Here is a 25,422-nt window from a genome sequence, read left to right on the forward strand (position 1 = left end):
GCTTCTTCGCCCCCTGAGGGCTCCGCACCTTCCGGATCTGGAAGTCCATCGCATCCCCTGAACTGGGGTGTTGCGACGACCACTAGAACCCAAGCCTCTGAACGGGGTGAGCGGGCCTTCGTCGATCCGAGTGTCCCGGATCAGATGTCCGGTGTCAGGCCGGGCTGCCGGGCGTCCACGCCCTTGATGTAGGCGACGTACTCGGAGTCGGTGAGCGGAATCAGGTGCTCCTTCAAGATGGAATGCCGCAGCACCCACCCCAGCCCCTCGACCCGGGTGACTTCCAAGCAGTCGTTGGGGCTTCCTCCGGAGAACTCCGACTTGGTCCACTTGACCTCGGACAGGTCGGCGGCCAGAAGAGCCTTGAGGGTCTGCTTCTTGATCTCGTTCTCGTCAGTCACGTGCGATCTCTTTTCGCGTCCTCATGATGAGCTCCACCGAAAGAACCTCGTCCAACGCCACGTTGCGCAAGGAATCCACCGAAGCGCGAACCTCGCGGATCTCCCCAGGCTTGTCTAGCCGACGCCGATGTCGATCAGAAGGTGCTCGTCGGTCAGGCTGTGTCGCCGCATGCGGTCGCCGGCAGCCGTGAACCGACCCTGCCCACTCATGGTGAAGGCTCACGTCCCGCGAGGGTGGTGCTCCGCCATGGCGATGCGGGTGGCCGGTGACGCGGCAGCGGCTTGTACGAACCGAGCGGGACTACTGCTGACGCGACCCCGAGAATCCGCTCCGGTACGTTCCCGCAGCCCCCTCAGCCCGCGGACCGCGGGCCCGCGCCCGGGCGTCCCGTCAACGACAGCAGGTCGCGGGCCGGGCCGGCGGGGCGGCGGCCGGACGGCCATACCGCGCGCAGCTCGCGGCCCAGCCGGACGCCCGCCACCGGGATCTCCACCAGACGCCGGGCGGTCAGCTCCTCCCCCACCGCGAGCTCGCTGAGCACGGACGGCCCGGCGTCGCTGAGCACCGCCGCCTTGACGGCCGTGGTGGAGGACAGTTCCAGCAGCGGTACGGCCGGGCCGCCGTGGCCGGCGAGCGCGGCGTCGAGCACCTGCCGGGTTCCGGAGCCGCGCTCGCGGAGGACGAGCGGAGTGCCGGCCAGCTCGTCCGGGGTCAGCGGCGTCCGGCGGCGCGCCCAGCGGTGCCCCGGGGCGGTGACCAGAACCAGGCGGTCGTGGCCGATAACGGTGCCGTCGAGGCCCGGCGGCACGGCCAGCCCCTCGACGAAGCCGAGGTCGGCCTCGCCGTCGAGCAGCCGCTCGGCGACGACCGCGGAGTTCCCGGCGTGCAGGGAGACCGCGGTGCCGGGATGGCTGCCGCGGAACGCGATCAGCCACCCGGGCAGCAGATACTCCGCGATGGTCATGCTGGCGGCGACCCGCAGCCGGGAGTCCCGGCGGCCGCGCAGCGCCTGCGCTCCCGCGTCGAACGCCTCGGCCGCGTCCACGATCCGCCGGGCCCAGTCGGTGACCAGGGCCCCGGTGTCGGTGAGCCGGGAGCCGCGCGGCGAACGCTCCACCAGGCCGACCCCCAACTGCCGCTCCAGGGAACGGATCCGGCTGCTCGCGGCGGGCTGGGAGATACCGAGCTCGCGGGCCGCCCGCCCCAGGCTGCCGAGCCGGGCGACGGCCAGCAGCAATTCCAGCGCTCCCAGGTCGGGGACGCGGTGCGCCAGGGGTATCGCGGCCCGTCCGCCGTCCCCCGCACCGGCCCCTGCGCCGACCCCCGAACCGGCACCGGCACCGCTTCCCGCACCGCTTCCGGCCGCGTCGCCCCGCTCTCTGCTCATAAAGCCAGGTTATGCCCTCATAAGAACGTGGTCCCTGGTGGGGGCAGGTGCGCCGCGGCAGCCTGGGCGGCATGTCCAGCGTTGTACAACCGTCTGCCCCTCCCGTGCCCGCGTCCCGCCCCGAGCCCCGGGCGCGGGTCTCGCTCCGTTCGCTCGGCCCCAACTGGTACGCCGCGGTGATGGGCACCGCGATCGTCGCCACCGCCGGAGCCGCCCTCCCGCTGCGGCTGCCCGGCTTCCGGGCGGTCCTCGTCGGCGTCTGGGCGCTGTCCGCGCTCATGCTGGCAGTGCTGCTCGTGGCCCGCGCCCTGCACTGGGCACGCCATCCGGACCGGGCCCGTGCCGACCTCCGCGATCCGGCCGTCGCGCCCTTCCAGGGCTGCCCGCCGATGGCGCTGCTGGCGGTCGGGGCCGCCACGCTCGTCGTGGGGCGGGACGTCATCGGGGACGGCGCGGCGGTCGCCGCGGACCTCGTGCTGTTCACCGTGGGCACGGCCGCCGGGCTGGTGACGGCGGTCGCGATCCCGTATCTGATGGTGACCCGGCACCGGATCGAAGAGGGCTCCGCCTCGCCCGTGTGGCTGCTCCCGCTGGTCCCGCCGATGGTGTCGGCGGCGGTCGGGCCGCTGCTCGTGCCGCACGTGCCCGCGGGCCAGTGGCGGGAGACGCTGCTGCTGGGCTGCTACGCGCTCTTCGGGATCAGCCTGCTCGCCACCCTGATCGTGCTGCCGCTGATCTTCGGACGGCTGCTCCACCACGGTCCGCTGCCGCTCGCCGCCACCCCGGCGCTGCTCCTCGTCCTGGGGCCGCTGGGCCAGTCGGTGACGGCGGTCGGACAGCTCGGGGACGCCGCGCCCGGAGCGGTGCGGGCCCCGTACGCCCAGGCGCTGGGCGCGCTGTCGGTGCTGTACGGCGTGCCGGTGCTGGGGTTCGCGCTCCTCTGGCTCGCCCTGGCCGGGGCGATGGTGGTGCGGGCGGCCCGGCGCGGCATGCCGTTCGCGATGACCTGGTGGGCGTTCACCTTCCCGGTCGGCACCTGTGTCACCGGCGCCGGGGCCCTGGCCCGGCACACCGGTCTCGCGGTGTACGGCGCCGCGGCGGTGGGGCTGTACGTGCTGCTGGTCGCGGCCTGGCTGGTGACCGGGGTCCGCACCCTGCGCGGGCTGTTCAGCGGCCTGCTGCTCGCAGCGCCGCCCCGAGCACCGCGGGCGCCTGGGTCAACGACGGTCCGTACCACGTGAGATGACGGCCGCTGACCAGGGCGGAGGGCAGTCCGGGGAAGGCCTCGGGCCCGTCGTCGGCGGTGAAGCGGTACGGCTCGTCGGGGAGCACGACGAGCTCCGCGCCACGGGAGTTGAGCGCGTCGAGCGGGATCCGCGGATAGCGTTCCGCATGCCCGGCGTAAGCGTTGCGCACCCCCAGCCGGGCCAGCAGATCGCCCGCGAAGGTGTCCCGGCCCAGCATCATCCAGGGCCGCCGCCAGACCGGCACGACCGCGCGCCTCGGGGCGGCGGGAACGGGCAGTTCCCGCCAGGCGGCCTCGGCCGCGTCGAGCCAGTCCGGCCGGGTCAGTCCGCAGCCTCCGACGAGGACCCGGTCCAGCTCGCTGAACGCCTGGTCCAGCGTGCGCACTTCGGTGACCAGTACCTCCAGCCCGGCCGAGCGGAGCGCCGCGAGGTCGGGCCCGCGGTTCTCCTCCTCGTTGGCGATGACCAGATCGGGCGCGAGGTCGACGATCGCGGGCACGTCCGGGTTCTTGGTGCCCCGGACCCGTACGACGTCCAGGCCCGCCGGGTGGCTGCACCAGTCGGTGGCACCGGCCAGCAGCCCCGGCGCGGTGGCCGCCACGGCCTCGGTCAGCGAGGGGACGAGCGACACCACGCGCGCCGGGGCGCCGGGTCCGGTCCTCAGGTGTGCACGGGAGCCCATGACGGCAGTCTCCCAGAGCCCCGGCGGTCCGTCCGGTTCCGTTCGGACCGGATCACGGAGCGGGCCGGGGCCGGTCCCCGGGATCCGGACAACCGGCCCTGCCGGTGAACGCGAGGCCCTACTTGTAGGTGTAGAACTTCGTGTGGTCGAGCATGTCCGCCGGCGTGACGTCGTTCCACGGCTTCATCGTGTCGCGCAGGGAGACGACGTTGGTGGTCCGGGTGGTGGGCACGTAGCCGGAGTTCGGGTGCAGCTTCTGCCAGTCGGCCCAGAGCTTGTCGATGAAACAGTGGTGCAGCCAGAAGACGGGGTCGTTCGGCGAGGCGCCGGTGGTCATCTGGCCGCCGACCCAGACGTGCACCCGGTTGTGCAGGTTCGGCCCGCGCCAGCCCTCGACGGCGTTCCGGAAGCCGTCCGAGCCGCTGTTCCAGGGCGCGGCGTCGTAGGTGGTCATGGCGAGCACCCGGTCGACCTCGGCCCGGGTCGGCAGCTCCCGGACGCCGGCGCCGAGGGAGCGGCGCAGGAACGTCCGCCCGTCGACGCGTATGTTCATGGGCCAGTTGCCTCCGCCGAAGGCGAACGGGCCGGAGGTGACCCGGCCGTCACCGCTGCGGCCGTCACCGCCGAGGAAGTCGTCCGCCCACAGGGAGCTGCGCGAGGTGCGGTCCACGGTCCAGTCCCAGTAGGGCAGCATGACCGAGGAGTTGACGGACTGCAGCGCCTGCTCGAACTGGAGCAGGAACTTGCGGTGCCAGGGGAGGAACGAGGGCGACCGGTGGCCCGTCCGCTCACCGTTGTCGGTGTCACCGATGATGAAGGCGTTGTGGGTGCTGATGAACTCGTCGTAGCGGCCGGAGCGCTTGAGTTCCAGCACTGCGTCGACGAAGTTGCGCTTCTCTGTGGCGGTGAGGTCCGCCTGGTTCTTGCGATCTGCCATGACGAGGTCTCCTGCGTGGGTGGTCGGGACGGGTCCGGAAGGGTCCGGTCAGCCGGTCACGACCGGGACGAGGCCCGAACCGTTCAGCTCACGGACGGCGGCTCGCGCCACGGAACGGGGGGTCGGGTGCGTCTCGTAGTGGTTGACGACGCTGATCCAGGTGGTGTCCACGTTCCGCATCACGTGCAGGTCGTCGTTGTCGATGCGCACCACGAAGTCCATGCCCTCGTGGCCACCGTGTCCCCCGTGCCCCCCGTCCTGTGGAGCCGGCCAGCCCTCGATGTGGCGGCCCTCGTAGACCTCGTCGAAGGCCTCGGGTATCTCCGGTGTCCCGGCCTTCGCGTGGCCCTGGTGCGGCGCCGCGGCACTGCTCCGTGTGGCGGCGATGGCGGCGGGCGCGGCCAGGGCCGCTCCGGCCAGGGCAACCGCGCTACCGCGCAGCACATGACGTCGGGTGGGATGCGACATGGTCAAACCCCTCTATAGCTGTCCGGATACCTCTGCGGCGGTACCGCAGAAGTCACTGCTCCGTTTCCGCGGGGCGGATGATCCGCTCCGTCGGACGGCACATGCTGACAGGGGGCTGACGGATCAACAGAACACGCCGACAGATCTTGGGCATGAACAAGACAAGTTTGCGACAGCAGTGCAGATTTCAACGGCGGCGATCTTGTGTGGGCCACCACCGGGCCGTCCGCTGGAGCGAAATATTCCGCGCCCGAAGCGGGATGGAAGCAAAGATTCTCCCGTTTTGGTCGCCCAACCATGACATCTCTCACGGCGCGAACTCGACGGAATCGTACGGTCCGTGATCTTTTCGCTACCCGCGATGTGCAACAGCATCGTCGGCACCGGTCAGACGCGTACCGAAACGAACGACCCGCACGACCGTTCCGACAGGACCGAGCACGGCGGACGCCGTCGTTCCGCGACCGCCGGGGCGGACCTCCACGGCGGCCCCGACCACACCCCACCCGGCACGGACGGACCCGTCCGGCCGCCGGCACGGCGACAACCGCACGCACCGCATCGGGCACTGCGCAGTTCGCCCCATGAATCCGCGGCGTCGATGCGGCATCATCACGCACGTGACCCGACGCCTGATGCTTCTCGACACCGCCTCCCTCTACTTCCGCGCCTACTTCGGGGTGCCCGATTCGGTCAGAGCGCCGGACGGCACCCCGGTCAACGCGGTCCGCGGGCTGCTGGACTTCATCGCCCGCCTCGTCCAGGACCACCGCCCCGACGACCTGGTCGCGTGCATGGACGCCGACTGGCGGCCGCACTGGCGGGTCGAGCTGATCCCCACCTACAAGGCCCACCGGGTCGCGGAGGAGATCCCCGAGGGCTCCGACGTGGAGGAGATCCCCGACACCCTCTCCCCGCAGGTCCCCGTCATCGAGGCCGTCCTGGACGCCCTGGGCATCGCCCGGGTCGGCGTGGACGGCTACGAGGCGGACGACGTGATCGGCACCCTCACCGGCCGGGCCACCGGACCGGTGGACATCGTCACCGGGGACCGCGACCTCTTCCAGCTGGTCGACGACGCGCGCGGGGTGCGCGTGCTGTACCCGGTGAAGGGCGTGGGCACCCACCAGACCGTCGACGAGGCCTGGCTGCGGGGCAAGTACGGCGTGGACGGCCGCGGGTACGCCGATCTGGCACTGCTCCGCGGGGACCCCAGCGACGGCCTGCCGGGCGTTCCCGGCATCGGCGAGAAGACCGCCGCCAAGCTCCTCGCCGACCACGGCGACCTGGACGGGATCATGGCCGCGGTCGGCAATCCGGCCGCGAAGCTCACACCGTCCCAGCGCAAGCGGCTCCACGAGGCGCGGGACTACCTCGCGGTCGCGCCGAAGGTCGTCCGGGTGGCCTCCGACGCACCGCTGCCCGGCTTCACGCCGGAGCTGCCGCGCACCCCCCGGGACCCGGCCGCCCTCGACGCGCTCGCCGAACGGTGGGGACTCGGCGGGTCGCTGCAGCGCCTGCTGTCCACGCTGCGCACCTGAACCGCCACGGGACCTGTTAGGTTAGGTATACCTAACAAGTCGCAGTGAGGCAGGGGAGGCCCCCGTGGCAGACCGTCCGGCACGCAAGAAGCCCGCAGTCCACCGGGCAGAGGTGGTGCGGACCGAACAGCTCACCCCGCACATGGTCCGTGTGGTGCTGGGCGGTGACGGGCTGTCCGGGTTCGGAGCGGACGAGTACACCGACCACTACGTCAAGCTGCTGTTCCCGCAGGAGGGGGTGGCGTACCCGGAGCCTTTCGACATGGAGGCGATCCGCCGGGACATGCCTCGCGACCAGTGGCCGACGACCCGCACCTACACGGTGCGCCGCTGGGACGCCGCGGCACGGGAGCTGACCGTCGACTTCGTCGTCCACGGCGACGAGGGCATCGCCGGCCCCTGGGCGGCGGCGGTGAAGCCCGGCGAGGAGATCCGCTTCCTGGGGCCGGGCGGCGCCTACGCACCGGACCCGGCCGCGGGCTGGCACCTGCTTGCGGGGGACGAGAGCGCGCTGCCCGCGATCGCCGCGGCCCTGGAGCGCATCCCCGACGGCAGCACCGTGCACGCCTTCCTGGAGGTGGCCGGGCCGCAGGAGCAGCAGGAGCTGACGGTTCCGGCGGGCGCCGAGATCGTCTGGCTGTTCCGCGGCGCCGCGCTGCCCGGCGAGGCGCTGGTCGCCGCGGTCCGGGAGCTGCCGTTCCCCGCGGGCGAGGTCCAGGCGTTCATCCACGGGGAGGCGGGCTTCGTCAAGGAGCTCCGCCGCTACCTGCGGATCGACCGGGAGGTACCGCGCGAGCGGCTCTCGATCTCCGGGTACTGGCGGCTCGGACACAACGAGGACGGCTGGCAGGCCTCCAAGCGGGAGTGGAACCAGCAGGTGGAGGCGGAACAGGAAGCGCCCGCCCCCACCGCGTAGCCCCTGCAGGGACCTCGACGGCTCCACACCACTGCCCCAGGGCGGCCGGCGTGGAGCCGTTCGCATGCCGGGCGCCGGCTCACCGGCCCCGGAGCCGGGGCCGGTTCACCGAGAGCCGGCCCCGAGGCGTCAGCCCACCGAGGAGTACGCCACCACGCCGCGCAGCAGCCCGTCGACCGCACGGCGGGCGGTCCTGCGGACCGGGCTGCCGTCCGGGGCCGCCTCGGCGATCTGCCCGAGCACATCGATGACCTGCTTGTTCCAGCGCACGAAGTCACCGGCGGGCATCTCCGCGTCGCGCAGCACGTCGTCCAGACCGTGCCCGGACGCCCAGCGGTACGCCGTCCACGCGAAGCCCAGGTCGGGCTCGCGCTGGCCGACGCCCTCCGCCTGGTTGATGCGGTGCTCCTCCTCCTTGGCGTCCAGCCGGCCCCAGATGCGGATCATCCGGCCGAGGGCCTCCTTGGCTTCGCCGGTGGGGAGCTTGGGCGGCAGCGCGTCGTCCGCGGACCGCGCCTCGTAGACCAACGCCGAGGCGCACGCCGCCAGTTCCTCGGGCTTCAGGGCGTCCCAGACGCCCTCGCGCAGGCACTCGGACGCCAGCAGGTCCAGCTCGCCGTAGAGCCGGGCCAGTCGCCGCCCGTGCTCGGTGACCTCGTCGCCGTGGAGGTAGCCGAGGTCGGACAGCAGGGCGTAGACCCGGTCGAAGGTGCGGGCGATGGTGTTCGTCCGGCCCTCGATGCGCCGTTCCAGCTGACGGGTGTCGCGCTGCAGCCGCTGGTGCCGCTCGGCCCAGCGGGCGTGGTCCTCCCGGTCGGCGCAGCCGTGGCAGGGGTGCGCCCGGATCTCCGTGCGCAGCCGGGCGATCTCGCGGTCGTCGGCCGCCGCGGAGCGCTCCTTGCGGTGCCGCTCGGGGGCGAGGTGACCGGCCTTGGTGCGCAGCGTCGAGGCGAGGTCGCGACGGGACTGGGGGCTGCGCGGGTTGAAGGACTTCGGGATCCGCATCCGCTCCAGCGGCTCGACCGGCACCGGGAAGTCCATCCCCGCCAGCCGTTTGACCTGCCGTTCGGCGGTGAGGACGAGCGGCCGCGGGCCGTCGTGGTGGTCGAAGCCGCGGTGTCCGTTGGCCCGGCCGGCCGGCAGCCCGGGGTCGAGCACCACCGCCAGCCCGGCGAACTTGCCGGTCGGGACATGGATGATGTCCCCCGGCTTCAGCTTCTCCAGCGCCACGGCGGCGGCCGCGCGCCGCTGCGCCGCGCCCTGCTTGGCGAGTTCGTTCTCCCGGTCCTTCAACTGGCGCCGCAGCGCCGCGTAGGCGTCGAAGTCGCCGAGGTGGCACTCCATGGAGGCGCGGTAGCCCTCCAGCCCCTCCTCGTTCTTCTGTACCTGCCGGGAGATGCCGACCACCGAGCGGTCGGCCTGGAACTGCGCGAAGGACGTCTCCAGCAGCTCGCGGGAGCGGTGCCGCCCGAACTGGTGGACCAGGTTGACCGCCATGTTGTACGACGGCTTGAAGGAGGAGCGCAGCGGATAGGTGCGGGTGCCGGCGAGACCGGCGAGCGCCGCCGGGTCCATCGCGCGCTGCCACAGCACCACGGCATGGCCCTCGACGTCGATGCCCCGGCGCCCGGCCCGGCCGGTGAGCTGGGTGTACTCGCCGGGGGTGATGTCGGCGTGCTGCTCACCGTTCCACTTGACGAGCTTCTCCAACACCACCGAGCGGGCGGGCATGTTGATGCCCAGGGCCAGCGTCTCGGTGGCGAAGACCGCCTTGACGAGCCCGCGGACGAAGAGCTCCTCGACGATCTCCTTGAAGGTGGGCAGCATCCCGGCATGGTGCGCGGCGATGCCCCGCTCCAGGCCCTCCAGCCACTCGAAGTACCCCAGGACGTGCAGGTCTTCGTCGGGGATCCCGGCGGTGCGCTCCTCGACGAGGGCCCGCACCTCGGCGCGCGCGCCCTCCTCGTTCAGCCGGAGGCCCGCGTGCAGGCACTGCTGCACCGCGGCCTCGCAGCCCGCCCGGCTGAAGATGAACGTGATGGCGGGCAGCAGCCCTTCGGCGTCGAGCCGGTCGATGACCTCGGCGCGGCTGGGCGTCCAGATGCGGTTGCGCTGGCGGCGCTCCCGCTCCCGGTCGGCCTCGCGCACCATCTTGCCGCGACGGCGGTCGCGCGGGTTGTACGTCCGGCTGTTCTCCATCCGGGCCAGCCGGACCAGGTCCGGGTTGACCTCGAGCCGGCCGCCGTCCTTCTCCTCGAAGAGGTCGTACATCCGCCGGCCGGCGAGCACGTGCTGCCAGAGCGGGACCGGCCGGTGCTCGGAGACGATCACCTCGGTGTCGCCACGGACGGTGTCCAGCCAGTCACCGAACTCCTCGGCGTTGGAGACCGTGGCCGAGAGCGAGACGAGGGTCACCGACTCGGGGAGGTGGATGATGACCTCCTCCCAGACGGCGCCGCGGAAGCGGTCGGAGAGGTAGTGCACCTCGTCCATGACCACGTAGCCCAGGCCGTTCAGCGCCGTGGAGCCGGCGTAGAGCATGTTGCGCAGCACCTCGGTGGTCATCACGATCACCGGGGCATCGGAGTTGACGCTGTTGTCGCCGGTCAGCAGCCCGACCTTGTCCGGGCCGTAGCGCTTGACGAGGTCGTTGTACTTCTGGTTCGAGAGGGCCTTGATCGGCGTGGTGTAGAAGCACTTGCGGCCCCGGGTGAGGGCCAGGTGAACGGCGAATTCGCCGACGATGGTCTTTCCGGAGCCGGTGGGGGCGGCGACCAGCGCACCCTTCCCGGCCTCCAGGGCCTGACATGCCTCGATCTGGAACGGGTCCAGCTCGAAGTCGTACATTTCACGGAACGGGGCGAGCGCGGTGGTCTGCTCGGCGGCCCGGATGCGGGCGGCGGCGTATCGCTCAGCAGGGGAGATGTCGTCGGTCATCGTGTCTACGAGCCTACCGGCCGCCTCCGACAGTCACGCGATCTTTAGTGCGCCGACGGACGGCCGCCGCCCTGCGCGGGTATCCGGCCGGACGGATGCCCCGGCGGGGACAGCAGCCGGACCGCTCCCGGCACCACCCGGGCGGTCAGCGGCAGCGGCCCGAGCGGCTCCCCGTCGGCGTAGCCGGTGACCCCGTCCGCCTCCAGCGTCACCCGGGCGACCCGGTGCACGGTGACGGCGGGGTGGGTCAGATGGGTCCCCCGGTACACCCGGGGGAAGACCTTCAGCAGCTCGGTGCGGCTGCACCCGCCGACCACGGTGATGTCGAAGAGCCCGTCGTCGAGCCGGGCGTCGGCGCAGATCCGCATGCCGCCGCCGTACGAGGGGCCGTTGCCGACCGCGACCAGCGTCGCCTCGATGCGCTGCTCCGGACCGTCGTCGAGCCGGATGCGGTACGGGATCGGGCGCAGCGCCGCGAGTTCGGCGAGCATGGCCGCGTCGTACCGGAAGCGCCCCCGGGGCCAGCGCATCCGGTTGCCGCGGTCGTTGACCCGGGAGTCGAAGCCGGAGGCGAGCACCGTCCCGAACCAGCGGTCCCCCGCCCGGCCCAGGTCGAGCGAGCGGATCCCGTCCTCCCGGAGAGCCCGGGCGGCCAGGGCGCCCGCGGCGGCCGGGTCCCGCAGCGGCAGCCCCGCGGCGCGGGCGAAGTCGTTGCCGGTGCCGACGGCGACGACCCCGAGCGGGGTGTCCGTCCCGGCGACGGCCTGGAGCGCCAGGGAGACCATGCCGTCGCCGCCGACGGCTATCAGGGCACCGGTGCCGCCGGCCACCGCGTCGCGCGCCCGGGCGAGGCCGTCGGCGGCGTCGGAGTCGAGGACGGTCCGTACCGAGTACCCGGCCGCCCGCAGCGCCCCGGTCGCGGGTCCGAGGGCCCGCGCACCCCGCCCGCGGCCCGCGGTGGGGTTGACGAAGAGAGTGATCTCGCTGGTCACGGAGGGACCCTACTGGCCGGGAGCCCCCGCAGAAAGGGGTGGAGGGCAACCGGTTCCCCGGCTGCCCTCCTCGTGTGCGGCGCTGCGTCCGCGGCGTCGTCCGGTGCGGTCAGGTGGCGTCGTCGTAGCCCGCGTGGCGGGCGTCGTCACCGGACGCCTGCCCGGGGAGCATCGGGGACGCGGAGACCGGCTCGATGCCGCCCACCGCATCGGGGACGTGGTCGAGGGCCGAGGCCTCGTCGTCGTCCAGCCCGGCGTCCGGGTTCGAGCGGGTCCGGCGGCGGTCGTTGAGCAGCGCGATGCCCACGGCGCCGTAGTAGAGCAGCACGATCGGCGCGGCCAGCGCCAGCATCGTCATCGGGTCACCGGTCGGGGTGGCGATGGCCGAGAAGACGGTGATCCCCATGATCATCCAGCGCCACCAGCTGAGCATCCGGCGTCCGGAGATCACACCGCCGAAGTTCAGCAGGACCAGCAGCAGCGGCAGCTCGAAGGCGAGGCCGAAGACGACGACCAGCCGGGTGACGATGTCCAGGTAGTCGTCGAGCTTGACGAGGTTGTTGATGCCGAGGCCGTCCGGGGTCAGCCCGATGAGCGCGGCGGCGCTGGTCGGCAGGATCAGATAGGCGACGTACGCGCCCCCGAGGAAGAGCGGCATGCCCGCGCCCACGAAGCTGCGGGCGTACTTCTTCTCGCTGCGGTGCAGGCCGGGGGCCAGGAACGCCCAGGTCTGGTACAGCCACACCGGGCAGGCGACGACCACGCCGGTCATCAGCGCGACCTTGATCATGATGGTGAACGGGCCGAGCAGCCCGTCGATGGTCAGCTGGGCGCAGTTGCCGCCCTGCTGAGCGGCCTTGTGGATGCTCCCACTGCAGCCGACCGACTCCCGGATCGGCGCTGTGAGGAAATCCACGATCGCCTCGTAGTAGAAGGCGGCGACGACCGTGACGGCGACGATCGCCAGCACCGACCTCACCAGGCGGTTCCGCAGCTCGCGCAGGTGCTCGGCGAGCGGCATCCGCCCCTCGGGGTCCTTCTCCTGCTTGCGGGCAGACTTCAGCAACCCACGTTCCTCGTCTCGTGCGGCCGCCTGCTTCCGCGGCGGCCGGTCCTCAGGGCTGGGGCAGCCGGGGTCAGCTCTGCGGGGTCCGGTTCGGCTCGGTCACCGGACGCGAGCTCGTCACATCACCGGGAGAAGCCTGAATGGTGCGCTGGGCGGACTGCTGCGCGTTCGTGTCGGCAGGAGCGGTGCCCGCCTGGCCTTCGTCGTCCTTCTTCATCGCCTTCGCCTCGCTCTTCAGGATGCGAGCCGACTTGCCGAGCGAACGGGCCATGTCAGGAAGCTTCTTGGCGCCGAAGAGCAGAAAAATGACAGCGATGATCAGGACGATCTCGAGGGGCTTCAGATTGCCGATCATGTGTGACTACCTTCTCACCGAGGCGGCATGGGTGGGGCTGGCCGAGCGGTGCGGCCGGACAGGTGTCCGACCGCGCACTCACAGCGATCGTAACGCGCAGGGGTGAACGCCGGGCAATCCCTCTGCGTACTCCCGGTAGCGGCCCACGCCTCGCTTCTGAGACCGCTGCCTTGCAGCGTACCGTCCCGGGCCGGGGGAACCGGAGGCCGCATCAGGCCTCCCCCTGCAGCGGGGCACCGCGTCCGGCGCGCCGCGGACGGGCCTCAGTCGCCGGTCCGGGTCCGCGCCTGCGCGGCGAGCGGGACGGCGGCCCGTTCGAGGTCCTCGGCGGCCCGGGAGATCCGCTCCGAACTGTCCGCCACCTGCCGCGCCAGCCGCCGCACTTCGAGACCGACCCGGATCGCGAGCACACCGAGGACGGCGGTTCCGCAGAAGGCGAGGGCGACAGCGATCATGGGCCAGAGCATGGGATGAGCCTAGTGGAGCCGCTGAGGCGCACGGGGCGCAGGCGGCGGCCGGGGTCAAGCGGAGTGGCTGCGGTCCATCGGAGTGGCCGGGGTCAATGGAGTGGCCGGGGTCAATGATGTGGCGGGCGTCGGGTCGAGTGGCCGGCGTCAGGTGGAGTGGAGGCGGAGGGTCCGCACGCCGCCCCCGGTGAGCAGTTCCACGATCCGCTCCCCCGCCGGCTTACGGACGGTGGCCCCGCAGTCGGGACAGGTGAAGGAGTAGAACGTGGTGCGCCGACTGGCCCCGATGGCCAGCCGGAAGGCGTCCGAGGCCAGCTCGAACCGGCCCCGGCAGTCGGGACAGGCCGCCTTGAAGACCACCGCACCGTGCCCTGCGGGAACCACGTCCGTGCGTCCCCTCACTCGCCGTAGGCCGCGAGGGCCTCCCGCGCGGCCCGCTGAGCGCTCTCCGCGAGGTCCTCCGGCGAGACGATGCGGCCGTCGCCGCCCAGGCGCAGCGCGAGGCGGCGCAGGGAGGCGGGGTCGGGCGTGCGCAGCGTGATCCGCAGACCGCCGTCGGGCAGCTCCTCGGCGCTGTCGTGCGGGTAGTACTCGGCGACCCAGCGCCCCGCGGGACCGACCTCGACGACCACCTCGGGGTCGTCGGCGGAGGGCTGGACCAGGCCTTCGGAGAGGTCGCGCAGCTCGACCGGCGGCGGGTCGGATGCCTCGTCGAGCAGCCGGATCTCGGCCACCCGGTCGAGCCGGAAGGTGCGCCGGGCCTCGGAGAGCCGGCACCAGGCCTCGACGTAGGTGTGGCCGACGGCGAACAGCCGGATCGGGTCGACCTCGCGGTCGGTGAGCTCGTCCCGGGCGGGCGAGTAGTACCGCAGCCACAGCCGGCGGCGCTCGGAGATGGCCCGGTCGACCTCGGCGAAGACGCCGCCCTCGGACTCGAAGATGACCGAGAGCCGGGAGCTGGCGCCCGCCGCCTCGCCGGCCGCCGTCTCCAGCTTGGCGGTGGCGCGCAGCAGCGCCTGCCGGTCGCCCTCGCGGAGCCCGGGAAGCGTGGCGACCGCCCGGGCGGCGACCAGCAGGGCGGTGGCCTCGTCGGCGGCGAGCCGCAGCGGCGCGGCGACGTCGTCGGGGTTGTGCCACCAGATGCGGTCGCCGTCGGTGTCGATGTCGAGGAGGTCGCCGCCGCGGAAGCTGGTGCCGCACATCGGCAGCACGTCGAGGTCGGCGATGAGCTCGTCCTCAGTGATGCCGAAGGCACGGGCGACGTCGCCGACGCGGGCGCCGGGCCGCTCGCGGAGGTAGGTGACCAGGGAGAGCATCCGGCGGGTCTGGTCGATCGCGTTCGTAGCCATGGTGGTCCGTTGCGTCCTTCTCGTCTCTCAGCCCTTGGCCACGGCGCGCAGCCGGTCCACGACATCGGCCCGCAGCTCGGCGGGTTCCAGGACGGTCACGTCCGGTCCGAACTCCACCAGCCAGGCGTCGAGTCCGTGTCCGTAGGGGATCTCCAGCTCGTCCCAGCCGTCGTCCCCGGCGGTGGTGGCCAGGGCGCGGGCGCGCAGCGGGTAGCCGGCCCCGGCGCGCAGCCGGATCCGGGCGGTCCCGGTCGCCGTCTCCCCCGCCCAGCTCTCCACCGTCTCGCGGACGGTGACGTGGTCGGGCACCTCGGCGGTGAACGCCGCGGCCCGGGACCGCACCCGGCCGGTGATCCGGGAGATCCGGAAGACCCGCTCGGCCTGCCGGTCGCGGTCCCAGCCGGCGAGGTACCAGTGGCCGCGCCAGCACTCGAGGGTCCACGGCTCGACGTGCCGGGTCTCGGGGCGGGCGGCGCTGGCCTTGCGGTACTCGAAGACGACGGTGCGCCGGTCGCGGCAGGCGAGCATCAGCGGTTCGAAGGCGCTCTCGTGCGCCGGGATCCGCGGTTCCAGCGCGGAGTGGCTCTCGTACGGGTCCCCGGCGAGCGGCATCCCGGCGGCGCGCAGCTTCTGCAGGGCGCCGCTGGCGGCTCCGGCGAGCCGGGCCTGCTGCCAGACCTTGGCCGCGAGCCCGAGGGCGGCGGCCTCCTCGGCGTCGAGCGCGACGGGCGGGAGGCGGTTGCTGTCGCGGCGGGCCAGGTAGCCGGTGTCGCCCTCCAGGCCGTCGACGGTCTCGATCACGAGGCCGAGCTCGCGCAGATCGTCCTTGTCCCGCTCGAACATCCGGTTGAAGGCATCGTCGCTGCCCGCGTCGATGTACGCCTCGATCGAGGCCCGCAGCTCCCGCTTGCTGAGGGGCCGTCTGGTCCCGAGCAGGCACAGCGCCAGATTCATCAGCCGCTCCGCCTTGGCAATGGCCATCGACGCCCTCTCTCGTTGTTCTTCCGCACCGATGACCGTACCGGTCCGGGGACTCCCGGCAAAAGCGAAGGGGCCCTTCCGGGCCGGTCCGGTCAGCGGGTGTTCACCCCCTGGCCGGACCGGTCGGAAGAGCCCGTGGGACCCACGCGTGCGCGGGCCCGTCGGAACGCCTCGTACCGGCGTGCCGTTACCCGCGTCTCAGACCGAGACGAGGTCGCAGACGAAGATCAGCGTCTCGCCCGGCTTGATCCGGCCACCGGCACCGCGGTCGCCGTAGGCGAGGTGCGCCGGGATGGTCAGCTGGCGACGGCCGCCGACCTTCATGCCCTGCACGCCCTTGTCCCAGCCGGTGATGACCTGGCCGACACCCAGCTGGAAGCGCAGCGGGGTGCCGCGGTTCCAGCTTGCGTCGAACTCCTCGCCGGTGCTGAAGGCCACACCCACGTAGTGGACGGCGACGGTGTCGCCGGCCTTGGCGACCGGGCCGTCACCCTCCCAGATGTCCTTGATCTCGAGGTCGGCCGGGGGCTCGCCGCCCGGGAAGTCGATCTCGGGCTTGTCGATGCTCACTGCTGTGCTCCTGTGAATGGATCCTGTCGGAATCGGGTCCAGTCTCGCAGACCGGTGATCAGATGGTGTCGACGATGTCCACCGAGAAGACCAGGGTGTTCTTCGCGAGCTCGTTCCCCGGCTGACCGCCGTAGCCCTCCTTCGGCGGGACGACCAGCAGCACCCGGTCGCCGACGTTCTTGCCGACGAGGCCCTTGTCCCAGCCCTGGACGACCGATCCGGTGCCGATCTGGAAGGCGGTGGCACCGCCGTGCTTCCAGGAGGAGTCGAACAGCTTGCCGTCCTCCCACTTCACACCCGTGTACTGGACGACGAGACCGTCACCGGCCTTGATCTTGGGCCCCTTGCCCTTGATCAGGACCTGCTCCTTGAGCTCCTTCGGGGGCTTCACGCCCTTCGGGATGGTGATGTCGGCGGGCTTCTGCGACTCGGCCTTCACCGTGGGCATCCCCGCCTCCGGCTTCGCCTGCTCGCCCTTGACCTCGGCCTTCTTGTTGACCTTCTTGGCCGCGGCGATGTCGATGACCCAGACCAGGCCGTCGCTGGGCTTGATGCCCGCCTGCGGGTTCAGCTGCTCGCCGATGAGCGCCTTGGCGGTGCCCTCCACCTTGAAACGGCTGCCGACCTTCTGGCCGACGAGCGAGTCCACCACCTTCGCCGGCAGCGTCTGGCTCGGCTGGCCGACCTCCTGGACCACCTGGGTCCGCGGGCCCTTCGGGTCGGTGCCCGGGCGCTTGGCCCAGGTGTTGCCGAGGTCCTGCCCGCCCTTCATGGTCTCCCCCGCGAAGTCCAGGCGGACGAAGTCACCCTTCTTCACCTCGGGACCGTCACCCTCCTTGACCGTCTCCACAACGGCCTTGTCGGACGCCTTCGCGTCCTTGGGCGCGGAGATCTCGGGCTTCTCCCCCGGCTTGCCCTCCACCTTGACGACCCCGGAGTCCGACGACCCGTCGTCGGAGCCGCACGCGGCGGTGAACAGCAGGACGGGCACGGCGAGCGCCGCTGCGACGCGGCGGAATTTCTTCGTGTGGTTCATCAGTCCAACTCGGGCTAGTGGGGTCTGCGGGCAATGCCAGCCACTCTACGACCTGGACCCGGCGGGACAGCGGTGAGTGACACGACTGCGCGCCGGAGCCCCTCGGCTCCGGCGCGCAGGTCCCGCCCGCACGAGCTCACATGCCGGCGATCAGCTTCTCCACCCGGTCGTCCACCGACCGGAACGGGTCCTTGCACAGTACGGTGCGCTGCGCCTGGTCGTTGAGCTTGAGGTGCACCCAGTCGACGGTGAAGTCCCGGCGCTGCTCCTGGGCACGCCGGATGAAGTCACCGCGCAGCCGGGCGCGGGTGGTCTGCGGCGGCACCGACTTGCCCTCGAAAATCTTCAAGTCGTTGCAGACCCGGGCCGCTTGACCGCGCTTCTCCAGCAGGTAGTAGAGGCCACGGCGGCGGTGGATGTCGTGGTACGCGAGGTCTATCTGGGCGATCCGGGGGTGGGACATGGTGATGTTGTTCTTGGCCCGGTACCGCTCGATGAGCTTGTACTTCATCACCCAGTCGATCTCGGTGGCGATCCGGTCCAGCTCCTGGTCGCGGACGGCTTCCAGGGTGCGGCCCCAGAGCTCCAGGACCCGTTCGACCGTGCCGCTGACGATGCCCCGGCGCTCGCAGAAGTCGACGGCCTTCTCGTAGTACTCCTGCTGGACCTCCAGGGCGGAGGCCTCCCGGCCACTGGCCAGGCGCACCTTGCGCTGTCCGGTGATGTCGTGGCTGACCTCGCGGATGGCCCGGATCGGGTTCTCCAGGGTGAGGTCACGCATCACCGTGCCCGCCTCGATCATGCGCAGCACCAGGTCGGTGGCCCCGACCTTGAGCAGCATGGTCGTCTCGGACATGTTGGAGTCGCCGACGATGACATGGAGCCTGCGGTAGCGCTCGGCGTCGGCGTGCGGTTCGTCGCGGGTGTTGATGATCGGCCGGGAGCGGGTGGTCGCCGAGCTGACGCCCTCCCAGATGTGCTCCGCACGCTGGCTGACGCAGTAGACCGCGCCACGCGGGGTCTGCAGCACCTTGCCCGCGCCGCAGAGCAGCTGCCGGGTGACGAGGAAGGGGATGAGGATGTCCGCGAGCCGGGAGAACTCCCCGTGCCGCGCCACGAGGTAGTTCTCGTGGCAGCCGTAGGAGTTTCCCGCCGAATCGGTGTTGTTCTTGAAGAGATAGACGTCGCCTGCGATTCCCTCCTCGTGCAGGCGGCGTTCTGCGTCGACGAGCAGGCCCTCGAGAATGCGCTCGCCCGCTTTGTCGTGCGTGACCAGCTCGGTCACGTTGTCGCACTCGGGGGTTGCGTATTCCGGGTGCGAGCCCACGTCCAGGTAGAGGCGGGCGCCGTTGCGCAGGAAGACATTGCTGCTGCGGCCCCAGGAAACGACACGGCGGAAGAGGTACCGCGCCACTTCGTCAGGCGACAGTCGGCGCTGTCCCCTGAACGTGCACGTGACGCCGTACTCGTTCTCCAGCCCGAAAATGCGGCGGTCCATGACTGAACATTACGCCTGATGGCCTGCTCTGAAACCGGGTTCGACGGCACCGGTTCGATCATTTTCCGCAGGGGTTTCACTCTCCGTCACACCGGAGGGAACCGCGAGGGCCCGCCGGGTGGCCAGCAGGACGAGCAGCGCGCAGACTCCACCGGCTCCCGCGACGGCGAAACCCGCGGGGGTGCCGCTGTGCTCGACGGCGGGGCCCGCGGCAGCCGTTCCGACCGCCGCGCCGACCGTGAAGGTGGTGACCAGCCAGGAGAACGCCTCGGTCACGGTGCCGCGCGGAGCGTGCCGGTCGACGACGACGAAGGCGCAGGCGAGCGCCGGGGCCAGGAAGACCCCGGCGAGCGTGGCCAGCACGGCCATCGGGACGACGGCGGGCGTCAGGGTGAGCGGCAGATAGCCCAGCGCGAGCAGCCCCACCAGCACCTTCAGCCGGCGCTCGGGCTCGCCGGGCCACTGCCGGGCCCCGTAGACCACGCCACCGACGAGCGCGCCCCCGCCCACGGCCGCCATCAGTACGCCGTAGACGGTGTCCCCGCCGGCCGTGTCCGAGTAGGCGAGCGCGGCCACCGCTATGGAGCCGAGCGCCATGCCCACGAAGAAGAACGAACCGAGCAGCGCGAGCAGGCCCGCCGAACGCAGGGCGCCGAGCCAGTGCGCCTCGCGGGGCGCCGAGCGCCAGGTGCGGGAGGGCTCGGAGACGACGACGGAGAGTGCGCCCAGCACCCCCAGGGCGTTGATGACCAGCAGCGCCGTCGCCTCGGACCAGAGCGCCACGGAGGCCGTGACCAGCAGCGGGCCCACGGTGAACATGATCTCCTGGGCCACCGCGTCCAGGGCGTACGCGGCGTGCACCTGGTCCTGGCGGCCCAGCACGCCCGGCCACAGCGCCCGCAGGCCGCCCTCCAGCGGCGGGGTGAAGACACCGGCCACCAGCATCGCCGCGTAGGCGACCGGGAGCGGCTCGATGCCCACCACGGTGAACAGCGCCATGCCCAGCGCCGACAGCACCGCCGCGGGGAGCATCACCCGGGGCTGGCCCCAGAGGTCCACCGCGCGGCCCAGCAGGGGCTGGCCGACGGCCGTGGCGAGGCCGTAGACGGCCGACAGGACCCCGGCCAGGGTGTAGCTGCCGCCCTCCCCCCGGACGAAGAGCACGATGGCGATGGCGGCCACGGCGTTGGGCAGCCGGCCCACGAGAGTGCCCGCCAGCAGCCGGGCGGCGTGCCGTGTCCGGAGCAGTTGCGCATAGCCCGCCGCCATGGTCCGTCCTTTCTCTCCCCCGGGCGGACCCAGGTTTTACGTATAACGTCCGTCGTCATACGTACCATGTGGCCCGTCCGCGGGTCCACCCGGAAGCCCGCGGCCCGAGAACGGCCCGGCCACGGGACGACGTGAGACGTGACGAACCCAGAACGCACAGCGGAGGCACCGTGACGAGAGCCGACAGCGGCGGCGCGCCCGGAACCGGCGGGGCCGGGAACGGCGCTCCCCAGGCCCCCGGACGCCCGGAGCCCGCGGCGCCCCGGCGCTCGGGGGCCCGCCGTGGCCAGGGGGCGGCACCGGCCGCCGCCCGGGTGACGAGCCGGGATGTGGCCCGGGCCGCGGGCGTCTCGCAGGCGACGGTCTCGCTGGTGCTGGGCGACAAGTGGCGCGGCCGGGTCTCGGAGCGGACGGCGGGGGCGGTGCGGGAGGCCGCGGCGGATCTCGGCTACCGGCCCAACCTCGCGGCGCGCGACCTCCGGCTGGGCCGCACCCGGACGGCGCTGCTGGTGGTGCCCGCGCTGACGAACGAGTTCTTCGCCCGGGTGCACACCGGCGCGTCCCGGGTCGCCGCCGAGCACGGCTTCGGGGTGGTGATCTACCCCTCTCCCGAGGGCGTGGGCCGGGCGCGGTACCCGTTCGACTCCTCCCGGACCGCGCTGGACGGCGTCATCGCCTCCTCGATGGCGGCCGGCGCGCTCGCCGCGATGCGGGCCGGCGGGCTGCCCCTGGTGATGCTGGACAGCGACCCGGCCGGGCCGGAGGCCGCCGCCACCGTGAACATCGATGTGGCCGACGGGATGCGGCAGGTGACGGAGCATCTGCTGGCCCTGGGCCACCGCCGCTTCCTCCATCTGGCACCGGCGGTGGACTCCTGGACCTTCCACGTACGGGCGGACGCCCTGGCCGGAGCGCTCCGGGCCGCGCCGGACGCGGTCGTCCGCACCGAGACCTCCGCGCTCACGGTCGACGCGGCGCGGCTGGCGGCCGAGCGGGCGTTGACCGCGCCGGGGCCGCGGCCCACGGCCCTGGTGTGCGACGACGACGTCCTGGCCGCCGGCGCCTGCAAGGCGGTGCGGCGGCTGGGGCTGCGCGTGCCGGAGGACGTGTCGGTGTCCGGCTTCGACGACCTCTCGCTGGCGACCGCGGTGGAGCCGGAGCTGACCACGGTGCGGCTGCCCGCCGAGGAGGTGGGAGCGCGGGGCATGGCGGCGCTGCTGGCGGTCCTGGAGAGCCGGCCGCCGGAGAGCGTGGCGCTGCCGGTGGAGCTGGTCGTCCGGGGCTCCACGGCCCGGGCGGCGGGCTGACGTCCGGACCGTCGACCGGACCGACAACATGCCGGTGCCCCCGGCCGCCGTAGCGGTCGGGGGCACCGGTCTTTCCTCCGGCACGGGTGCGGGGTGGGGGCAGCCCGCGGCCCGGCCCTACGTGTCGTCGTTCGAGGAGTCCGTGTCGTCGGGGAGCTCCAGGTCCTCGACGGCCGGCGTGTCCGAGGAGGTCTGCCCCTCCGGCTCCAGCAGCCGGGAGAGCTGACGTCCCAGGACCCGCTTGAACTTCCGCTTCTGCGGGCGCTTGCGGTCCAGGACCGCGACTTCCAGCTGCTCGGCGGTGAGGCTGCGCTCCCCGCCGTTGTTGTCCCGGGCGAGGGACTCCATGGCCAGCTTGAGCGCCTCGGCGAGGGTCATCCCGTCGCGGTGCCGCTGGTCGAGGTAGCTGCCGATCTGGTCGGAGTTGCCACCGACCGCGACCGAGCCGTGTTCGTCGACGATCGAGCCGTCGTGCGGCAGCCGGTAGATCTGGTCGTCCTCGGGGCCGTCACCGACCTCCGCGACGATCAGCTCCACCTCGTACGGCTTCTCGCCGGCGCTGGAGAAGATGGTGCCCAGCGTCTGCGCGTAGACGTTGGCGAGACCACGGGCCGTCACATCGTTGCGGTCGTAGGTGTAGCCGCGCAGGTCGGCGTAGCGGACGCCGCCGATGCGCAGATTCTCGAACTCGTTGTACTTGCCGACCGCCGCGAAGGCGATCCGGTCGTAGATCTCGCTGACCTTGTGCAGCGCCCGGGACGGGTTCTCGGCGACGAAGAGGATTCCGTCGTCGTACTGCAGGACGACCACGCTGCGGCCGCGCGCGATGCCCTTGCGGGCGTACTCGGCCCGGTCGGCCATGGCCTGCTGGGGTGAGACATAGAACGGCGTCGACACCGGCTATCCGTCCCTTTCTGTCAGTGACGTGGGCCCCCGGCGGTGACGGGGGGTGTTCCGCTCGGCCCGTCGCTCAGAGCAGCGCGGCCCGCGGGCCGTCCGGTTCCTGGAGCCGGTGCTCGTGAATCGTGCGGGCGATCTCGGAGGACTCGGCCTCCGTGAGCTTCCGGAAGCCCTCGTCGGTGATGACGGTGACGATCGGGTAGATACGGCGGGCCAGGTCCGGGCCGCCGGTGGCCGAGTCGTCGTCGGCGGCGTCGTACAGGGCCTGCACGACCAGGGTGGTGGCCTGGTCCTCGGTCAGATCCTCGCGGTAGAGCTTCTTGAGGGCACCGCGGGCGAAGACCGATCCGGAGCCGGTGGCCGCGAAGCCGTGCTCCTCCGAACGCCCGCCGGTGACGTCGTAGGAGAAGATGCGGCCCTTCTCGCGGTCCATGTCCCAGCCGGCGAAGAGCGGGACGACGGCCAGCCCCTGGAGGGCCATGCCGAGGTTGTTCCGGATCATCGTGGAGAGCCGGTTCGCCTTGCCCTCGAGGGAGAGTTGGGCCCCCTCGACCTTCTCGAAGTGCTCCAGCTCCAGCTGGAAGAGCTTCACCATCTCCACGGCGAGGCCGGCCGTGCCGGCGATGCCCACCGCGGAGTACTCGTCGGCCGGGAAGACCTTCTCGATGTCGCGCTGCGCGATGACGTTGCCCATCGTCGCCCGCCGGTCGCCGGCCAGCACCACACCGCCCGGGAAGGCCGCCGCGACGATCGTCGTGCCGTGCGGGATCTCCACCGCGCCCTGCACCGGCGGCAAGGTCCGCTTGCCGGGGAGCAGTTCCGGCGAGTGCTCCGCCAGGAAATCCATGAAGGACGACGAGCCGGGCGTCAGGAAGGCAGCCGGCAGACGCCCTGTGCTACGAGTGTTGGCTTCCACACGATTCCTTCCACCAGATCTTGGAATTCTGCACGGACCTTACCCGGGGCCGTGAATATCACCCGTCCCGCGCCCCCTCGGAGAGGACGCGGGACGGATCGCGCCGGTGCTACTGGCCGCCCTTCTGTACGAAAGACCGCACGAAGTCCTCTGCGTTCTCCTCGAGGACGTCGTCGATCTCGTCCAGGACGGAGTCCACGTCGTCCGACAACTTCTCCTGGCGCTCCTTGAGGTCCTCGGAGGCCTGCGCGTCCTGCGCGGTCTCCTCGACCTCCTCGGTGGAGCGTGTCGACTTCTGCTGTCCGCCGCCGGTGTCCTTGGTCGCCATATCCCTCACCCCGCTCGGTTGGACGTACAAGATCAGACCCTACTCGCAGGGCCCGACATCGGCTCTGCACTTACCTCAACGTCCGGGAACCATCTCGATGATTCCCTGATCGGCGCCCTTTCAGCCCCCCGAGAGCACCCTCACCAGCTCTTCCGCCGTACGACAGCGGTCCAGGAGCTCCTTGACGTGATTGCGGGTGCCGCGCAGCGGCTCCAGCGTCGGCACGCGCTGCAGGGAGTCCCGGCCGGGGAGGTCGAAGATGACCGAGTCCCAGGAGGCGGCGGCCACGTCGTCGGCGTACTGTTCCAGGCAGCGCCCCCGGAAGTAGGCACGGGTGTCCTCCGGCGGCTTCGCCAGGGCCCGCTGGACCGCGGACTCCTCCAGCAGGCGCTTCATCTTGCCGCGCGCCACCAGACGGTTGTAGAGGCCCTTGTCGGGGCGCACGTCGGCGTACTGCAGGTCCACCAGGTGCAGCCGGGCGGCGTCCCAGTCCAGGCCGTCGCGGCGCCGGTAGCCCTCCAGGAGCTCCCGCTTCGCGACCCAGTCCAGCTCGCCCGAGAGGCTCATGGGATCGCGCTCCAGCCGGTTCAGCACGTCCTCCCAGCGGCTCAGGACGTCCTTGGTCTGCCCGTCCGCGTCGGCCCCGTAGCGGTCCTCGACGTACTTCCTGGCCAGCTCGAAGTACTCCATCTGGAGCTGGACCGCGGTGAGCGACCGACCGTTACGGAGTGTGATCAGGTGGCGCAGGGAGGGGTCGTGCGAGACCTGGTGCAGGGTCCGTACGGGCTGGTCGACGGCCAGGTCGACGGCGATGAAGCCGTCCTCGATCATGGACAGCACCAGCGAGGTGGTGCCCAGCTTGAGGAAGGTGGAGATCTCCGAGAGGTTGGCGTCCCCGATGATGACGTGCAGCCGGCGGTACTTCTCGGCGTCGGCGTGCGGCTCGTCCCGGGTGTTGATGATGGGCCGCTTCAGGGTGGTCTCCAGCCCCACCTCGACCTCGAAGTAGTCCGCGCGCTGACTGAGCTGGAAGCCGTGCTCGTGGCCGTCCTGCCCGATGCCGACGCGGCCGGCGCCCGTGACCACCTGGCGGGAGACGAAGAACGGCGTCAGATGGCGCACGATGTCGGAGAACGGGGTCTCCCGCTTCATCAGGTAGTTCTCGTGCGTGCCGTAGGACGCGCCCTTGTTGTCGGTGTTGTTCTTGTACAGATGGATCGGCTGCGAGCCCGGGACCTGGGCGGCGCGCTCGGCGGCCTCCGCCATGATCCGCTCACCGGCCTTGTCCCAGAGCACCGCGTCGCGCGGGTTGGTGACCTCCGGGGCGCTGTACTCCGGGTGGGCGTGGTCCACGTAGAGCCGGGCGCCGTTGGTCAGGATGACGTTGGCCAGGCCGATGTCCTCGTCGGTGAGCTGGCTGGAATCCGCGGTCTCGCGAGCGAGGTCGAAGCCGCGGGCATCCCGCAGCGGGTTCTCCTCCTCGAAGTCCCAGCGGGCGCGGCGCGCCCGGTGCATCGCCGCCGCGTAGGCATTGACGATCTGGGACGAGGTGAGCATGGCATTGGCGTTCGGGTGACCGGGGACGGAGATCCCGTACTCCGTCTCGATGCCCATTACTCGCCGTACGGTCATGCGGCCCTCCTTGCCCGGCGCCGCCCCGGGATGGGGTGGGCGCTCAAGTACCGCTGCTTCTCCGATGCGTATGCGGTGCCCGTCCCCGCGCTGTGCGACTCGGCGGTACCCCTGAGCCTAGAACGCCTCGGCGGTGGTGGGGAGATCATTTTCGTCATTGCTCGGATCCGGTGCGTAACCGACCGGGTCCTCCTGGGTGACGACCCCCGGGTGTGCGGGAACGCAACCGGCTGCGGACA

Annotated in this window: 25 protein-coding genes; 4 read left to right on the forward strand and 21 right to left on the reverse strand. The window is 71.8% G+C overall.

Features of this window, described 5'->3' with window-relative positions:
• Positions 1–140 precede the first annotated feature (140 nt).
• The gene (locus ABT112_RS30870; protein WP_351515091.1) at positions 141–401 is read right to left on the reverse strand and encodes a DUF397 domain-containing protein; all 261 of its coding nucleotides are present in this window, start codon (positions 399–401) and stop codon (positions 141–143) included.
• Positions 402–754: 353 nt separating this feature from the next.
• Complete coding sequence (locus ABT112_RS30875; RefSeq protein ID WP_502975496.1) at positions 755–1,789, reverse strand: LysR family transcriptional regulator; 1,035 nt, start codon at positions 1,787–1,789, stop codon at positions 755–757.
• Between the two features lie 71 nt (positions 1,790–1,860).
• Between ABT112_RS30875 and ABT112_RS30880 the strand changes: the two genes are divergently transcribed.
• On the forward strand, positions 1,861–3,030 hold the full coding sequence (locus ABT112_RS30880; protein WP_351515092.1) for a TDT family transporter: 1,170 nt from the start codon (positions 1,861–1,863) through the stop codon (positions 3,028–3,030).
• Here the strand turns inward: ABT112_RS30880 and ABT112_RS30885 are convergent.
• From ABT112_RS30885 to melC1, 3 genes are all read right to left on the reverse strand, one after another.
• Entirely contained in the window at positions 2,957–3,718 is a 762-nt protein-coding gene (locus ABT112_RS30885) for a helical backbone metal receptor (protein ID WP_351515093.1), read from the reverse strand. The two genes, ABT112_RS30880 and ABT112_RS30885, sit on opposite strands and share 74 nt — an antisense overlap.
• A 118-nt stretch (positions 3,719–3,836) precedes the next feature.
• On the reverse strand, positions 3,837–4,655 hold the full coding sequence (melC2, locus tag ABT112_RS30890) for a tyrosinase MelC2 (protein ID WP_351515094.1): 819 nt from the start codon (positions 4,653–4,655) through the stop codon (positions 3,837–3,839).
• A gap of 48 nt (positions 4,656–4,703) precedes the next feature.
• Positions 4,704–5,123, reverse strand: coding sequence for an apotyrosinase chaperone MelC1 (gene melC1 / locus ABT112_RS30895; protein ID WP_351515095.1), 420 nt, complete (start codon positions 5,121–5,123; stop codon positions 4,704–4,706).
• A 635-nt stretch (positions 5,124–5,758) separates the two neighbouring features.
• Here melC1 and ABT112_RS30900 point away from each other — a divergent pair.
• Together ABT112_RS30900 and ABT112_RS30905 are read left to right on the forward strand one after the other, a co-directional pair.
• Complete coding sequence (locus ABT112_RS30900; protein WP_351515119.1) at positions 5,759–6,664, forward strand: 5'-3' exonuclease; 906 nt, start codon at positions 5,759–5,761, stop codon at positions 6,662–6,664.
• A gap of 64 nt (positions 6,665–6,728) precedes the next feature.
• Positions 6,729–7,580 (forward strand): siderophore-interacting protein, encoded by an 852-nt coding sequence (locus ABT112_RS30905; protein ID WP_351515096.1) that lies wholly within the window; start codon positions 6,729–6,731, stop codon positions 7,578–7,580.
• A 129-nt stretch (positions 7,581–7,709) separates the two neighbouring features.
• On the opposite strand, the gene ABT112_RS30910 is transcribed toward ABT112_RS30905, so the two are convergent.
• From ABT112_RS30910 to ABT112_RS30965, 12 genes are all read right to left on the reverse strand, one after another.
• Positions 7,710–10,517, reverse strand: a complete 2,808-nt coding sequence (locus tag ABT112_RS30910) for a DEAD/DEAH box helicase (RefSeq protein ID WP_351515097.1) — start codon at positions 10,515–10,517, stop codon at positions 7,710–7,712.
• A 44-nt stretch (positions 10,518–10,561) separates the two neighbouring features.
• On the reverse strand, positions 10,562–11,509 hold the full coding sequence (locus tag ABT112_RS30915) for a diacylglycerol kinase (protein WP_351515098.1): 948 nt from the start codon (positions 11,507–11,509) through the stop codon (positions 10,562–10,564).
• A 109-nt stretch (positions 11,510–11,618) separates the two neighbouring features.
• Positions 11,619–12,575: a twin-arginine translocase subunit TatC gene (tatC, locus tag ABT112_RS30920; RefSeq protein ID WP_351515099.1), complete on the reverse strand. Its 957-nt coding sequence runs from the start codon at positions 12,573–12,575 to the stop codon at positions 11,619–11,621.
• 70 nt (positions 12,576–12,645) lie between these two features.
• A complete protein-coding gene (tatA, locus tag ABT112_RS30925) occupies positions 12,646–12,930 on the reverse strand; it encodes a Sec-independent protein translocase subunit TatA (protein ID WP_351515100.1) in 285 nt (94 codons plus the stop codon).
• Between the two features lie 263 nt (positions 12,931–13,193).
• A complete protein-coding gene (locus tag ABT112_RS30930) occupies positions 13,194–13,397 on the reverse strand; it encodes a hypothetical protein (RefSeq protein WP_351515101.1) in 204 nt (67 codons plus the stop codon).
• Between the two features lie 147 nt (positions 13,398–13,544).
• A complete protein-coding gene (locus ABT112_RS30935) occupies positions 13,545–13,799 on the reverse strand; it encodes a CpXC domain-containing protein (protein ID WP_351515102.1) in 255 nt (84 codons plus the stop codon).
• Complete coding sequence (locus ABT112_RS30940; RefSeq protein ID WP_351515103.1) at positions 13,796–14,746, reverse strand: helix-turn-helix transcriptional regulator; 951 nt, start codon at positions 14,744–14,746, stop codon at positions 13,796–13,798. The genes ABT112_RS30935 and ABT112_RS30940 overlap by 4 nt, the downstream gene beginning before the upstream one ends.
• 27 nt (positions 14,747–14,773) lie before the next feature.
• Positions 14,774–15,727 carry a helix-turn-helix transcriptional regulator gene (locus ABT112_RS30945; protein WP_351515104.1) on the reverse strand — a complete coding sequence of 318 codons (954 nt, stop codon included), beginning with the start codon at positions 15,725–15,727 and terminating at the stop codon, positions 14,774–14,776.
• Between the two features lie 198 nt (positions 15,728–15,925).
• Positions 15,926–16,297 carry an FKBP-type peptidyl-prolyl cis-trans isomerase gene (locus ABT112_RS30950; RefSeq protein ID WP_351515105.1) on the reverse strand — a complete coding sequence of 124 codons (372 nt, stop codon included), beginning with the start codon at positions 16,295–16,297 and terminating at the stop codon, positions 15,926–15,928.
• Positions 16,298–16,355: 58 nt separating this feature from the next.
• On the reverse strand, positions 16,356–17,333 hold the full coding sequence (locus ABT112_RS30955) for an FKBP-type peptidyl-prolyl cis-trans isomerase (RefSeq protein ID WP_351515106.1): 978 nt from the start codon (positions 17,331–17,333) through the stop codon (positions 16,356–16,358).
• Between the two features lie 136 nt (positions 17,334–17,469).
• The gene (gene pafA, locus ABT112_RS30960; RefSeq protein WP_351515107.1) at positions 17,470–18,831 is read right to left on the reverse strand and encodes a Pup--protein ligase; all 1,362 of its coding nucleotides are present in this window, start codon (positions 18,829–18,831) and stop codon (positions 17,470–17,472) included.
• Between the two features lie 9 nt (positions 18,832–18,840).
• Positions 18,841–20,100, reverse strand: coding sequence for an MFS transporter (locus ABT112_RS30965; RefSeq protein ID WP_351515108.1), 1,260 nt, complete (start codon positions 20,098–20,100; stop codon positions 18,841–18,843).
• A gap of 314 nt (positions 20,101–20,414) precedes the next feature.
• On the opposite strand from ABT112_RS30965, the gene ABT112_RS30970 reads away from it, so the two are divergent.
• Entirely contained in the window at positions 20,415–21,407 is a 993-nt protein-coding gene (locus ABT112_RS30970; protein WP_351515120.1) for a LacI family DNA-binding transcriptional regulator, read from the forward strand.
• A 117-nt stretch (positions 21,408–21,524) separates the two neighbouring features.
• Here the strand turns inward: ABT112_RS30970 and prcA are convergent, their stop codons facing one another.
• From prcA to dop, 4 genes are all read right to left on the reverse strand, one after another.
• Complete coding sequence (prcA, locus tag ABT112_RS30975) at positions 21,525–22,304, reverse strand: proteasome subunit alpha (RefSeq protein ID WP_351515109.1); 780 nt, start codon at positions 22,302–22,304, stop codon at positions 21,525–21,527.
• Positions 22,305–22,377: 73 nt separating this feature from the next.
• Positions 22,378–23,223 carry a proteasome subunit beta gene (prcB, locus tag ABT112_RS30980; protein WP_351515110.1) on the reverse strand — a complete coding sequence of 282 codons (846 nt, stop codon included), beginning with the start codon at positions 23,221–23,223 and terminating at the stop codon, positions 22,378–22,380.
• Between the two features lie 109 nt (positions 23,224–23,332).
• Positions 23,333–23,551, reverse strand: a complete 219-nt coding sequence (locus ABT112_RS30985) for a ubiquitin-like protein Pup (protein WP_351515111.1) — start codon at positions 23,549–23,551, stop codon at positions 23,333–23,335.
• A 120-nt stretch (positions 23,552–23,671) separates the two neighbouring features.
• Positions 23,672–25,183 (reverse strand): depupylase/deamidase Dop, encoded by a 1,512-nt coding sequence (gene dop, locus ABT112_RS30990; protein WP_351515112.1) that lies wholly within the window; start codon positions 25,181–25,183, stop codon positions 23,672–23,674.
• Positions 25,184–25,422: the final 239 nt, after the last annotated feature.

This window comes from Streptomyces sp. NPDC002055 (genome assembly GCF_040296705.1).
Lineage (GTDB): Bacteria > Actinomycetota > Actinomycetes > Streptomycetales > Streptomycetaceae > Streptomyces.

Excerpts from the sequence above, each read along its gene's own strand:
- ABT112_RS30930 (WP_351515101.1), bottom strand. The coding sequence starts at position 13,397 with ATGCTCTGGCCCATGATCGCTGTCGCCCTCGCCTTCTGCGGAACCGCC.
- ABT112_RS30965 (WP_351515108.1), bottom strand. The coding sequence starts at position 20,100 with ATGGCGGCGGGCTATGCGCAACTGCTCCGGACACGGCACGCCGCCCGG.
- ABT112_RS30880 (WP_351515092.1), top strand. The coding sequence starts at position 1,861 with ATGTCCAGCGTTGTACAACCGTCTGCCCCTCCCGTGCCCGCGTCCCGC.
- tatA (WP_351515100.1), bottom strand. The coding sequence starts at position 12,930 with ATGATCGGCAATCTGAAGCCCCTCGAGATCGTCCTGATCATCGCTGTC.
- ABT112_RS30945 (WP_351515104.1), bottom strand. The coding sequence starts at position 15,727 with ATGGCCATTGCCAAGGCGGAGCGGCTGATGAATCTGGCGCTGTGCCTG.
- melC2 (WP_351515094.1), bottom strand. The coding sequence starts at position 4,655 with ATGGCAGATCGCAAGAACCAGGCGGACCTCACCGCCACAGAGAAGCGC.
- melC1 (WP_351515095.1), bottom strand. The coding sequence starts at position 5,123 with ATGTCGCATCCCACCCGACGTCATGTGCTGCGCGGTAGCGCGGTTGCC.
- ABT112_RS30875 (WP_502975496.1), bottom strand. The coding sequence starts at position 1,789 with ATGAGCAGAGAGCGGGGCGACGCGGCCGGAAGCGGTGCGGGAAGCGGT.
- ABT112_RS30955 (WP_351515106.1), bottom strand. The coding sequence starts at position 17,333 with ATGAACCACACGAAGAAATTCCGCCGCGTCGCAGCGGCGCTCGCCGTG.
- ABT112_RS30910 (WP_351515097.1), bottom strand. The coding sequence starts at position 10,517 with ATGACCGACGACATCTCCCCTGCTGAGCGATACGCCGCCGCCCGCATC.
- ABT112_RS30940 (WP_351515103.1), bottom strand. The coding sequence starts at position 14,746 with ATGGCTACGAACGCGATCGACCAGACCCGCCGGATGCTCTCCCTGGTC.
- ABT112_RS30985 (WP_351515111.1), bottom strand. The coding sequence starts at position 23,551 with ATGGCGACCAAGGACACCGGCGGCGGACAGCAGAAGTCGACACGCTCC.
- ABT112_RS30885 (WP_351515093.1), bottom strand. The coding sequence starts at position 3,718 with ATGGGCTCCCGTGCACACCTGAGGACCGGACCCGGCGCCCCGGCGCGC.
- dop (WP_351515112.1), bottom strand. The coding sequence starts at position 25,183 with ATGACCGTACGGCGAGTAATGGGCATCGAGACGGAGTACGGGATCTCC.
- pafA (WP_351515107.1), bottom strand. The coding sequence starts at position 18,831 with ATGGACCGCCGCATTTTCGGGCTGGAGAACGAGTACGGCGTCACGTGC.
- ABT112_RS30900 (WP_351515119.1), top strand. The coding sequence starts at position 5,759 with ATGCTTCTCGACACCGCCTCCCTCTACTTCCGCGCCTACTTCGGGGTG.